The 11952-nt window shown below is 72.4% G+C and carries 12 protein-coding genes; 7 read left to right on the top strand and 5 right to left on the bottom strand.

Annotated elements, in window-relative coordinates; translation table 11 throughout:
- Window positions 1-91: 91 nt before the first annotated feature.
- Window positions 92-670: a VOC family protein gene (locus ABZ896_RS49570; protein ID WP_360945009.1), complete on the bottom strand. Its 579-nt coding sequence runs from the start codon at window positions 668-670 to the stop codon at window positions 92-94.
- A gap of 109 nt (window positions 671-779) precedes the next feature.
- On the bottom strand, window positions 780-1436 hold the full coding sequence (locus tag ABZ896_RS49565; protein WP_360945006.1) for an NAD(P)H-dependent oxidoreductase: 657 nt from the start codon (window positions 1434-1436) through the stop codon (window positions 780-782).
- A gap of 277 nt (window positions 1437-1713) precedes the next feature.
- On the opposite strand from ABZ896_RS49565, the gene ABZ896_RS49560 reads away from it, so the two are divergent.
- The 4 genes from ABZ896_RS49560 (at window position 1714) to ABZ896_RS49545 (ending at window position 5021) form a co-directional block, all read left to right on the top strand.
- Window positions 1714-2259, top strand: coding sequence for a hypothetical protein (locus ABZ896_RS49560; protein ID WP_360945003.1), 546 nt, complete (start codon window positions 1714-1716; stop codon window positions 2257-2259).
- 109 nt (window positions 2260-2368) lie between these two features.
- The gene (locus ABZ896_RS49555) at window positions 2369-3037 is read left to right on the top strand and encodes a class F sortase (RefSeq protein WP_360945000.1); all 669 of its coding nucleotides are present in this window, start codon (window positions 2369-2371) and stop codon (window positions 3035-3037) included.
- Between the two features lie 104 nt (window positions 3038-3141).
- Window positions 3142-4239: a polyprenyl synthetase family protein gene (locus ABZ896_RS49550; protein WP_360944996.1), complete on the top strand. Its 1098-nt coding sequence runs from the start codon at window positions 3142-3144 to the stop codon at window positions 4237-4239.
- The gene (locus ABZ896_RS49545; RefSeq protein WP_360944993.1) at window positions 4236-5021 is read left to right on the top strand and encodes a biliverdin-producing heme oxygenase; all 786 of its coding nucleotides are present in this window, start codon (window positions 4236-4238) and stop codon (window positions 5019-5021) included. The genes ABZ896_RS49550 and ABZ896_RS49545 overlap by 4 nt, the downstream gene beginning before the upstream one ends.
- Window positions 5022-5092: 71 nt before the next feature.
- On the opposite strand, the gene cpt is transcribed toward ABZ896_RS49545, so the two are convergent.
- A complete protein-coding gene (cpt, locus tag ABZ896_RS49540) occupies window positions 5093-5614 on the bottom strand; it encodes a chloramphenicol phosphotransferase CPT (protein ID WP_360945012.1) in 522 nt (173 codons plus the stop codon).
- Window positions 5615-5665: 51 nt separating this feature from the next.
- On the bottom strand, window positions 5666-6448 hold the full coding sequence (locus ABZ896_RS49535; protein WP_360944990.1) for a TSUP family transporter: 783 nt from the start codon (window positions 6446-6448) through the stop codon (window positions 5666-5668).
- Window positions 6449-6659: 211 nt separating this feature from the next.
- Here ABZ896_RS49535 and ABZ896_RS49530 point away from each other — a divergent pair, with 211 nt between their 5' ends.
- From ABZ896_RS49530 to nirD, 3 genes are read left to right on the top strand one after another with little or no spacing between them, the layout of a single operon-like run.
- Window positions 6660-7982: an FAD-dependent oxidoreductase gene (locus tag ABZ896_RS49530; RefSeq protein WP_360944987.1), complete on the top strand. Its 1323-nt coding sequence runs from the start codon at window positions 6660-6662 to the stop codon at window positions 7980-7982.
- Window positions 7982-10585, top strand: a complete 2604-nt coding sequence (gene nirB / locus ABZ896_RS49525; protein ID WP_360944984.1) for a nitrite reductase large subunit NirB — start codon at window positions 7982-7984, stop codon at window positions 10583-10585. Before ABZ896_RS49530 ends, nirB begins: the two co-directional genes overlap by 1 nt.
- Window positions 10582-10932, top strand: a complete 351-nt coding sequence (gene nirD, locus ABZ896_RS49520; protein WP_360944981.1) for a nitrite reductase small subunit NirD — start codon at window positions 10582-10584, stop codon at window positions 10930-10932. The genes nirB and nirD overlap by 4 nt, the downstream gene beginning before the upstream one ends.
- A gap of 10 nt (window positions 10933-10942) precedes the next feature.
- Here the strand turns inward: nirD and ABZ896_RS49515 are convergent, their stop codons facing one another.
- A complete protein-coding gene (locus ABZ896_RS49515; RefSeq protein WP_360944978.1) occupies window positions 10943-11833 on the bottom strand; it encodes a hypothetical protein in 891 nt (296 codons plus the stop codon).
- Window positions 11834-11952: the final 119 nt, after the last annotated feature.

Here is an 11952-nt window from a genome sequence, read left to right as displayed (position 1 = left end):
GCCCTCGTACTGGTTGTACGTGGGCTTTCGTCCGGTGCGGCGAGAGGGCGTGCCGGGCGTCGAACGGCAGACGGGACTTTCGCAACACGCCCTAGTCCGTGCCGAAGTCCGGGATGGTCACCGTGCCGTCCGGGGACAAGGGGAAGGCGGGGTTGTGGGCCACCTCCCAGGCGTGGCCGTCCGGGTCGGTGAAGGCGCCGGAGTAGAAGCCGATCTCGTTCAGCGCGGCGGGTTTCGTGATCGTGCCGCCCGCCGCCTCCACCGCCGCGAGCAGGGCGTCGACCTCGGCGTCGGAGCGGACGTTGTGCGCGAGGGCGATCCCGCCGAAAACACGCGCGCCGCCGCCCGAGCCGGCTCCGCTGCCCGAGTCCCCTCCGCCGCCCGAAGCCGCCCTGCTATCCGACTCCGCCCCGCCACCCGAACCCGCCCCGCCACCCGAACCCGCCCCGCCGCCCGAACCCGCCCCGCCGGCCGCGCTCCCCGGCTCCAGCCCGCAGTCCTCGGCCAGTTTCTGTCTGCTCCACAGGACGAATCCCAGCCCGCCCGCCTGGAAGAAGGCCGTCTCGGCGATCTCCTGGCCGTGCCAGCCGAGCGCCTGGTAGAAGGCCTTGGCGCGGGGCAGGTCCGAGACGCCCAGGGTGATCAGGGTGATGCGCTGTTCCATGGCCATCGCTCCACCGTAGCGAGGCCGGAGACCGCGGAAAGCCGAGAGGCCGGCGTCACCCCCATGGCCTGCCGGCCCCGGCGGGCCGACCGGGTCCGGGAAGGCTGCCGCCGCACTACCCCCCGTACGGCCGCCTCTCCTTCGCCTCCCTCAACGCCCGTCCCCACCAGACCAGTTGGTCCAGCATCGTCGTCACGGCGCTGTCCGGCCCCGCCGGATCCCGTGGGCGGCCGTCGGCGTCGAAGGACGCGCCCGCGTTGTGGAAGGAGACGGTGTCGCGGACCGTCACGGCGTGCAGCTCGGCGAAGACCTGGCGCAGATGCTCGACGGCGCGCAGGCCGCCGGAGATGCCGCCGTAGGAGACGAGGCCGACGGGCTTGGCGCGCCACTCGGCGTAGTGCCAGTCGACGAGGTTCTTCAGACCGGCCGGAAAGGAGTGGTTGTACTCGGGGGTGAGTACGACGAAGGCGTCCGCGGCCGCCAGCTTCGGGGTCACCGCGGACAGGGCGGTGGCCGCCTCGGGGCTCCGCGCGAAGCTCATGGGCAGCTCGGCCTCGGCCACGTCGACGACCTCGGGGAGCACGTCGTCGCGGTCGCGCAGCCGGTCGAGCAGCCAGTCGGCGACGACCGGACCGAAGCGGCCGTGCCGGTTGCTGCCGACGACGAGGGTGACGCGGAGCGGGGTGCCCTCGTGAAGGGGCGCGGTCTCGGGGTGGGGTGTGGTGTCGGGGCGGGGTGTGGTGTCAGGGCGGGACGCGGTGTCTGTGGTCATGCGTCACAGGCTCGTACCTCCACCGGACTTGAGGTCAAGTCCGTGCCGGGACCGGTGGGTCACCCGGTCGCACGTGCGCCGCGCACCCTTCGGATTCTCTTCCGTGAGATCCCTGCCGTACGGCGATGACCTGCCGAAACTCCGGCCGGGCCGGTCCGCGGGGACCCGGCCCGGCACCCGTTCACCGCGTTTCTGACGCCCTCTCAGGAAGCGCGCTCGGCCCACTGGTACTTACCTCGGAAGGGCAGGGGACACCTCAGAGCTCGAAGGAGCACCGATGCGCCGTACCGCCCGTCTGCTCACCGGCACCGCGCTCGCCGTCGCGGCCGCGGGGCTGGTCGCCTCGCCGGCGTACGGCGCGGTCGGGGACGTGGTCGCGGACGTGGGCGCCGGGAGCCTGGAGGTGTACCCCTCCTCGGCGGTGCCGGGCGACCAGGTCACGGTGAACACGGCGGCCTGCGGGGACGGCGGGAGCGGTGCCGGGGACGCCAGTGCGGTGGGCGCCGGGGCGTTCCCGCTCGCGCCCAGTGCGCACGACGGTGACGCGATCGGGCAGTTCCGGGTGCCACCGAGCGCGCAGCCGGGGACGTACGAGATCGCGGCGGTCTGTGCGGGAGGCGGGCGGCGGGTGACCGGGGATCTCGTGGTCACGCTCACATCGGCCCGTACCCAGGTGCATCCCCGCGGAAGTGTGAAGACGGGGGTCGGTGGCGCGCTTGGCCCCGATCCCGTGCAGACCGCGGCCGGCGTGGCGGCTCTCGCCGTCGCCGCCGCGGGCGGTACCTGGCTCCTGCATCGCCGGGCGAGAGGCGACGGGATCTGACGGACACCCTCCGCTGTCCGTCCACCGGTACCGCACATCCCTCCCCTCCGGGCCCGACGCCCCTCGCGGCCCGGAGGGGACGGAGAACTCCACGCCTGGGAGGAACGCCGTGCACCGACACCCCCGCCGTGAGCCCCGTGGCCGCAGGAGTCGGCGGCGGGTCGGCAACGTCGTCATAGCCGGGGTCACCGTCGTCGCCCTGTGCGCCGGCGCCTGGTTGTTGCGCGGGGCCGGTGCGCACGCCCCGCCGCAGCCGTCGGCCGCGCAGGGGCACGGGGGACGGCAGGAGGCCGGGGCCGACAGGGTGGTCGCGCCCGCGATGCCTCCCTCGCCGCCGGACCGTATCCGCATCCCGGCGATCCGCGTCGACGCCCCCCTCATGGGGCTCGCGCTCACCAGGAGCGGGAGTCTCGACGTACCGCCCGCCGAGAAGGAGAACCTCGCCGGCTGGTACGAGGCCGGCACCACCCCCGGCGAGACGGGCACCGCGATCGTCGCCGGGCACGTCGACAACGCCGAGGGCCCCGCCGTCTTCTACGACCTCGGAGCGCTGCACAAGGGCGCCCGCATCGAGGTGGACCGGCGGGACGGCAGCGTCGCGGTGTTCACCGTGGACGCGGTCGAGGTGTACGACGCGAAGCGCTTCCCCGACGAGAAGGTCTACGGCGCGGCGAAACGCCCCGAGCTGCGGGTCATCACCTGCGGCGGGGGTTACTCACGGGCGACCGGCTACCAGGGCAACGTGGTCGTGTTCGCCCACCTGACCGACAACCGCTGACCACCTGAGCGACAACCGCTGACCGTTTAACGCTCAATCAATGGCCAGAAGAGAACTCACCGAAGTGCCCCCGTGCGGGGATCGTGTCCTCATAGGAGGTGGACATGACCGCCGTCACGGACGTCGAAGCCACGGTGCGCCAGGACTCCGCCCTTCTGGAGGACGACCTGCGCGTCTTCCTCGGCGCGCTGACACCCCCGCCCGGGGGATCGCCGTACGGGACGGCCTTGCGCCACGCCCTGTACGCCCCGGTCGCCGACGCCCTCGGCTCCAAGGCGGGCCAGCCCGCGCTCCCGTCCGCGCCCGGCACACCGCCCCTGCGGCCGTCGCTGGTGTTCTGGGCCCACCGCAACTACCGCGGCTTCCCCGACGAACGAGGCGAGCGGGGCGGCGACACCGACCTCGCCACGGTGCGCCGTACGGCCGTCGCCGTGCGGATCCTCCTCAAGGCCGCGGTCGCCCTCGACGACATCCAGGACGGCAGCACCGTCCGCTACGGCGAGCCCGCCCTGCACGCCGTCCACGGTGTCCCCCTCGCCCTCAACACCGGCTCCTGGCTGATCGCCTCGGCGCTGCGGCACGCGGCCGAACCGGCGGTCGTGGCGAGCCTGCTCGCCTCCGTGGGCGACGGCTTCACCGGCCAGGCGTGCGATCTGGCGACCCGGGCCGCGCCCACCCGGGCCGCGCTGCCGGCCGCGTCGCCCGAGGAACGGGTGCGGTTCTGGGAGTCGGTGGCGGTGCTCAAGACGGGCACGCTGTTCCGGATGCCGCTGGACGCGGCGCTGGCCGCGCTGGAGGTCGAGACCGGGGAACGCGACGCCCTGGACGAGGCCATGCGCCGGCTGGGGCTGGCCAGCCAGCTCTTCAACGATCTGACGGACGTGGTGCCCGAAGTGGGCGGCGCCAATGTCCACGAGGACTTCGACGGGTTGAGCAACCGGGTCTTCCTGGAGCTGCTCGACGGGGCGTCCGAGGCGGACGGCGACCGGCTCAAGTCCTTCGTCCTCGATCACCCCCGCTTCGAAGAAACGATCCTTTCGCTCTCCGCCGAGGCGGTGGAGCTGAAGCGCTCGGCCATGGAGTCCGTGCACCGCGTATGCCGCTCGGAGCGCAGCGCGCGGTACTTCGACCTGACGATCGACCGCAAGGGCCATCTCGTCGACCGTCTGCACGACACGCTCCGGCGGCGGTACGGCGCGTGACCGCCTCCCTGTCCGAGACGCTACGGGCGGGCACCCGCGGGCGGCACGACGCCCTGGAGGCCACGGCCTTCGCCCGCGCCCTGCTCTCCGGCACGCTGCCACTGGAGCGGTACGTCGCCCAGCTCACCGCGTACCGGCTGGTGCTCGGGGCCCTGGAGGACGAGCTGTCCCGCGCCCCCGGCCCGGCGGTGACCGAGGTGTGGTCGGCGGAACTGGTGAAGCTGCCGCTGGTCGAGCGGGACCTGCGGTACTTCGCGGAGAGGGGGACGGTGGCGGGGCCGGGGGCGTGTGGGGAGGCGTCGGTGTTCGCGCGGGGGACGGCGGAGCCGCGCGTGGCGGAGGAAACGGCGGAGGAGGGCAGGGCGGCTGGCGCGGCGCGGACCGCGGGGCCGGGCACGGCGCAAGCCGCGGGGCCGGGCGCCACCCAAGCCGTCGAGGCGCGCGTGAGGCAAGCCGCACAGGCGTTCGTCGCCGAGATCCGGCACACCGCCGCCGTCGACCCCGACGCACTGCTCGGCTTCCTGTACGTGCTGGAGGGATCCACGCTCGGCGCGCTCGTCCTGCACCGGCACGTCTGTACCGCGTACGGGCTGTGCGCCCCGGACGGGGTGTCGTACTACGGCTGTGGCGACCACGCCCGCTGGGCCCGCTTCACCGGCCGGATGAACGCGGCGGTGACGGATCCCGGCGTACGGCTCCGGATCGCCGACGCGGCCGAGCGCGCGTACCGCCACACGCTGACGCTCACGACGGCACTCTCCTCGGGCCTACCGCTCAGCTGACGACGGCCACCACCGACCCGCCACCCGACCGACGGCGTTCCCCGCCGCCCCGGCACCAAAGGCAGCCGACCTCAGCCCACCCGCCCCGCAATGACCCGCGCACACTCCAACGCCTCGGCGTGCGTCGTGTCGACCTCCACGTCGTACACCACACCCTCGTGGACCAGCTCCGCCTGCTTCTCGGCCATCCCCCGGGCCCGGTCCCCGCGGACGATCTCGCGGCCCGCGGCCACCGCCGCCTCGCAGCGCACGCCGACCCACAGGACGTCGAGGCCGGTCAGGGAGGTGCGCCAGCGCTGCTGGGAGTGCGGGCCGCCGAGGAAGACGTCGTCGATGACCACCGGTGCACCGGCCCGGGCGGTCGCCGCGATCCCGGCCCGCCACGCGGCCTCCAGGGCCGTGAACCCGGGCCCGACGGTCACCGAACCGTCCGGGGCGAACGCGATTCCCTCGTCCGAGGACCGGAGCGACAGCGGCAGGGCCGCGACGAAGTCGTCGATGCCGAAGGCCAGCCACGGGCTCGGCAGCACCTCCTGGAGACAGCGGGCGATGCCCGACTTTCCGGAGCTGGAGCCGCCGTTCAGCACGATCACATCGGTCACCGGGTCACCGTAGAGGAGCCTGCCGGGCGGCCCCACCGGTTTTCAGGCGAGCCACTGCTCATACGCCATCTTCGCGACCAGGGAGAACACCACCGTCAGCAGCACGACCCGGACGAAGCCGCTGCCCTTCTTCAGCGCGGTGTGCGCGCCGAGCATGCCGCCCGCGAGGTTGAAGACGGCCATCAGCGCGGCCAGCTGCCACAGGACCGTGCCCTGCCAGCCGAACATCGCGAGCGCGCCCGCGTTGGTGCAGCAGTTGACGATCTTCGCGGTGGCGGAGGCGGTGACGAGGTCGAGGTGGAGGACGGCGGTGAGGGCGAGGACCAGGAACGTGCCGGTGCCGGGGCCGATCAGACCGTCGTAGAACCCGATGCCGAGGCCCGCGAGGCCGATCGCGGCGAGGATCCGGCGGCGGGTGACCGGGCCGGTGGCGGGGGCGCTGCCGAAGCCGGGGCGCAGGATCACGAAGGCGGCCACGGCCAGCAGGACCACCATGATCACGGGCTTCAGGACGTCCGTGCTCATGCCCGCCGCGAAGAACGCGCCCGCCGAGGAGCCCGCGAGGGCCGCGAGGCCGATGCAGACGGCGAGCCGGACGTCGACCGGCGCCTTGCGGGCGTACGTCACCGCCGCGCCCGAGGTGCCGACGATGGCGACCGCCTTGTTGGTGCCGAGCGCGTAGGCGGCGGGGGTGTGCGCGGGCAGGCCGAGCAGGAGGGCGGGCAGCAGGAGGAGTCCGCCACCGCCGACCACGGCGTCGATCCAGCCGGCCGCGAGGGCCGCGAGGCACAGGACGACGAGCATGGTCAGCGATATGTCGGGCATGATCGGGACCCTACGTGACGGGATACATGCCCTCGCCATCGAGCTGGGCGGGCTCCGGGCGTTCAGGCGCCTCGGACCCCCTCCTCACAGCGCACCCCCGGCGCCCGCGCCGAACCCTCACACCCGCCTCCGACGTCCGCTGAGGGCAGCGTTCCCCGTGGGAAACAGACGTGATGCGGTCGGGTAACACCGGCACCGCAGGCTCCTGAACATGACCTCGAATACGCGTGTGGTGGTGATCGGCGCCGGACTCGCGGGCGTCCGTCTCGCCCGGCGGCTCGGCGAGCTCGGTACGTCCGTCACGCTCGTCGGCGACGAGGAGCACCGCCCGTACAACCGGGTGCTGCTCGCCGAAGTGCTGGCCGGACGGTACACCCCCGATGTCATCGCGCTGCCCACGCCCGCGGAGCTGACCCGCGGTCGGGTCACGGGGATCGACCGCGAGGTGAGAGCCGTGCACCTCGCGGACGGTTCGAAGATCGCATACGACACGCTGGTGCTGGCGACCGGTTCCAACCCGGTGCTGCCGCCGCTGCGCGGTCTGTTCACTGACGCCTACGTCGGCTCCGCACACCGGGCAGGGGCGCCGACCCGCTCTTCCGGCCGGGGGTCCGGGGGTCGTCCCCCGGGCAGGCGCAGTACCCCCGACCATGTGCTCCCCGAGGGCGTGCACGCCTTCCGCACCATGGACGACTGCCTCGGCCTGTCGAAGGCCGTACGGCCGGGCGCGCGGGCGGTCGTCATCGGCGGCGGGCTCCTCGGGGTCTCCGCGGCCCGCGCGCTCGCCCAGCGCGGTGCGCAGGTCGTCCTCGCCCAGCAGTCCGAGCGGCTGATGGAGCGTCAGCTCGACCCGGCGGCCTCGAAGTTGGTGCTGCGGCACCTCAAGGACCTCGGCGTCGAGGTGCACACCGAGTGCCGTGTGCGGGACGTGCGCTGCGTCGGCGGCCAGGTCCGCTCGGTCGAACTGCACGACGGATTCGCCCTGGACGCCGACCTCGTGGTCCTGGCCTGCGGGGTGCACCCCCGTGTCGGCCTCGCGCAGATCGCCGGCCTGGAGGTCCGCAAGGGCATCGTCGTCGACGACGAACTGCGCACCTCCGACCCGCACATCCGGGCCATCGGCGACTGCGCCCAGCACGACGGCACGATCTACGGGCTCGCCACCCCGGCCCTCGAACAGGCCGACGCGCTCGCCGAGTTGCTCGCCGGCCGGACGGGCGTGCGCTACACCGGCACCCGCGCGCTGACCCGGCTCACGCTCGCCGGGCAGAGCGCCTTCGACGGGCAGAGCGCCTTCGATCTCGCGGCGTTCGGCGAGACCGAGCCGCTCCCGGGGGACGACGTCGTGCAGCTCGCCGACGCCACCCGCGGCACCTACCGCAAGGTCGTCGTCCGCGACGACCGTCTGGTCGGCGGGGTCCTCGTCGGCGAACTCGGCACGGTCGGCGCGCTCGCCCGCGCCTGGGAGGGAGCAGAGCCGCTCCCCGACAACGGCCCCCTGCTCCACCTGCTCACCAACGATGGAGGCTCCTGATGACCGCCCACCCGGAGGCCACGGAGGCCACCCCCACGATCGTGCTCGTCGGCCACGGCATGGTCGGCCAGCGCTTCCTCGAAGCCCTCGCCGAGCGCGGCCTGACCGCCACCCACCGTGTGGTCGTGCTCTGCGAGGAGCCGCGTCCCGCGTACGACCGCGTCGCGCTCACCTCGTACTTCTCCGGCAAGACGCCCGAGGAACTCTCCATGACGGACATGGAGTTCATCAACACGCACGGCATCGAGCTGTACGTCGGCGACCCGGCCGTCACGATCGACCGCGAGGCGAAGAAGGTCACCGCGAAGTCCGGTCAGGTCTTCTCGTACGAGACCCTCGTCCTCGCCACCGGCTCGTACCCCTTCGTACCGCCGGTCCCGAACAAGGACGCCCAGGGCTGTTTCGTCTACCGCACGATCGAGGACCTGCTCGCCATCGAGGAGTACGCGAAGACGCGGACGACCGGTGCCGTGGTCGGCGGCGGTCTGCTCGGACTTGAGGCGGCCGGTGCGCTCAAGGGGCTCGGACTCACCTCCCACATCGTGGAGTTCGCGCCGCGGCTGATGCCGGTGCAGGTCGACGAGGGCGGTGGCGCGGCGCTGCTGCGGACCATCCAGGACATGGGGCTCTCCGTCCACACGGGCGTCGGCACGCAGGAGATCGTGGTCGACGCCGAGGGCGCCGTCACCGGCATGAAGCTCTCCGACGGCTCCGAACTCGCCACGGATCTCGTGGTGTTCAGCGCCGGTGTCCGCCCCCGCGACCAGCTGGCCCGCGACTGCGGCCTCACCGTCGGCGAGCGCGGCGGCATCACTGTCGACGAGCAGTGCCGTACGGTCGCCGACCCGCACGTCTTCGCGATCGGCGAGTGCGCGCTGGCCGCCGACGGCCGGGTGTACGGCCTGGTGGCCCCCGGTTACGAGCAGGCGGAGACGGCGGCCGCGACGATCGCGGCGGACGAAGCCGCCTTTGTCGGCGCCGACTTGTCGACCAAGTTGAAGCTCCTCGGCGTGGACGTCGCCTCCTTCGGTGACGCGCACGGCGCGACCGAGGACTGCCTGGACGTCGTCTACTCCGACTCCCGCGCGGGCCTGTACAAGAAGCTGGTCATCGGCCGGGACGGCACGCTGCTCGGCGGCATCCTGGTCGGCGACGCGGAGGCGTACGGCACGCTGAAGGCGTTCACCGGCTCGGTCCCGCCGGTCTCCCCCGAGTCGCTCGTACTGCCCGCAGGCGCAGGCGAGTCCGTCCAGCTCGGCCCCACCGCGCTGCCGGACGACGCGATCATCTGCTCCTGCAACAACGTCCGCAAGGGCACGATCCGCGCCGCGGTCACCGACCACCAGTGCACGACCGTGCCCGAGGTGAAGAAGTGCACCAAGGCCGGTACGACGTGCGGCAGTTGCGTCAAGGTACTCGGCCAGCTGGTCACCGCCGAGCTGGAGGCGTCCGGCGTCGAGGTCGACAAGGGACTGTGCGGCTGCTTCTCGCAGACCCGCGAGGAGCTGTACGAGATCGTCCTGGCCCTGCGCATCAACACCTACCAGGACCTGCTCGACCGCTACGGCCGCGACGGCGCCAAGGGCGGTGACGGCTGCGAGGTCTGCAAGCCGGCGGTCGCCTCGATCATCGCCTCCCTCGCCCCGACGATCGGCGCGAGCGGCTACGTCCTGGACGGCGAGCAGGCCGCGCTCCAGGACTCCAACGACCACTTCCTCGCCAACATCCAGAAGAACGGCTCGTACTCGATCGTGCCACGCATCCCCGGCGGTGAGATCACCCCGGAGAAGCTGATCGTGATCGGTGAGGTGGCCCGCGACTTCGGCCTCTACACGAAGATCACCGGTGGCCAGCGGATCGACATGTTCGGCGCCCGCGTCGAGCAACTCCCGCTGATCTGGGCGCGGTTGGTGGACGCCGGTTTCGAGTCGGGGCACGCGTACGGCAAGTCGCTGCGGACGGTGAAGTCCTGTGTGGGCTCCACCTGGTGCCGCTACGGCGTCCAGGACTCGGTCCGGATGGCCATCGACCTGGAGCTGCGCTACCGGGGCCTGAGGTCGCCGCACAAGCTGAAGTCGGCGGTGTCGGGCTGCGCCCGCGAGTGCGCCGAGGCCCAGTCGAAGGACTTCGGCGTCATCGCCACCACCAACGGCTGGAACCTCTACGTCGGCGGCAACGGCGGCGCCACCCCGCGCCACGCGGACCTGCTCGCGCAGGACCTCTCCGACGCCGAACTGATCCGTCTGATCGACCGGTTCCTGATGTTCTACATCCGCACCGCCGACCGCCTGGAGCGCACCTCGACCTGGCTGGAGCGGATCCCGGGCGGCCTGGACCACATCCGGGACGTGGTCGTGGAGGACTCCCTCGGCATCTGCGAGGAGCTGGAGTCCCTGATGACGGCCCACGTGGCGAACTACGCCGACGAGTGGGCGACCACCATCAACGACCCGGAGAAGCTCGCCCGGTTCGTGTCCTTCATCAACGCGCCCGACACCCCCGACCCGGTCGTCGGCTTCGTCCCCGAGCGCGACCAGATCAAGCCCGACCTGCCGCTGCTGACCATCGGCCACCGCCCCCTGGAAGGAAGCGCCCAGCGATGACCCTGGCACCCGAGACCACCGACCTGAAGGTCCAGCTCCAGCTGGACGGCGACTGGCTCACGGTCTGCGACCTGACCCACCTGCTGCCCGGCCGGGGCGTGGCCGCGCTGCTGCCCGACGGCAGCCAGGCCGCCCTGTTCCGCGACCGCCACGGCAAGCTCTACGCCGTCGACAACCGCGACCCCTTCGGCGGCGCGGCGGTCCTCTCCCGCGGCCTCACCGGCACCCACCAGGGCCGCCCCTTCGTCGCCTCCCCCCTCCTGAAGCAGCGGTTCGACCTGGAGACCGGGCAGTGCCTGGACGACGAGACGGTACGGATCGCGGCGTACGAGGTGCGGGCCGCCTGACCCTCGGCCGTCAACCGTCGGCAGGAGACGATCGCGCGCGGTCCAGCACCGCGCGTACGTTCTCCATATATGTCTCGAACATCGATTTCTGCGCCGTCAGCGCGGCGGCGTTCGCCGAGATCATGCCGCGCTGAACGGCCGATTCGGCCTCCCACCAGGTGGTCACCAGACCGACCTCGTATTTGCAGGTGACATCGGCCACGGCCACGGCCTTCTCCTGTCGCCCGACGGCTGCGGCGTCGAGATCCCACGCCTTGTCGCTCACGGCCTCGGCGGGGGTGTCGTAGGGGTGTCCGCGTGCTGCCATGCACTTCTTCCAGGCGCGCAGCGCGGCCACGACGTCCCGCTGCTTCTTCGACGCTTCGAGGGACTGCCAGGAGAGAGTGGTCGCCCGGGGGAAAGCGATGTCCCGGGCGTTCCCCGCGCCGTGGGCCAGTTCGGCGTGCGCTTTGGCCGCGCACCCTTTCGCCTTGTCGTCCTCGGGACCGTAGTACGCCCGATCGGCGCGGGGGTCCTTGAGGACCGCGCTGCGCCGGCTCGCCGTGTCGGTGGATGCCGGGTCCACGGGAAGGTGGTAGCCCCACTCCTGGGCGACCTGGGGGTCGATCACCCCGTAGCGACGACGCCGGGGATCGACCCGCCGCGGAGGCTCGGCCGGTATGTACCACTCGAATCCGGCCTTCGCCATGCACGCCCGGACCAGCAGGTCCGCGGCCCGGTCGACCTCCAACTGCTGCTGCGGGGTGAGCCGGTAGGCGTCGAGCGGCATGTCCACCCGGACGCCGGCCGCCTGTTGGGCGAGCGTGGGCTCGCCGGAGTCCGACAGTGCGTAGTAACCGCTGCCGCTCATGGCGAGCAGGACGGCCGTGAGGAGGAAGGTATTCCTTTTCCAGTTCTTCACTTCGCGCTCGCCACCTCGGGGTGCGACACCCGGTGGTGCCGGCGGGGGTTTAACCCCGGGCCCCCCCGCCGGGAGGAGCTAGCCAGCGATGGAGTGGCCCCACGCGAGGGTGTTTTAGT

Source organism: Streptomyces sp. NPDC047072 (assembly GCF_040643855.1).
Taxonomy (GTDB): domain Bacteria; phylum Actinomycetota; class Actinomycetes; order Streptomycetales; family Streptomycetaceae; genus Streptomyces.
Note: the sequence above shows the minus strand (reverse complement) of the source record. Positions and strands in the feature narration are given on the sequence as shown.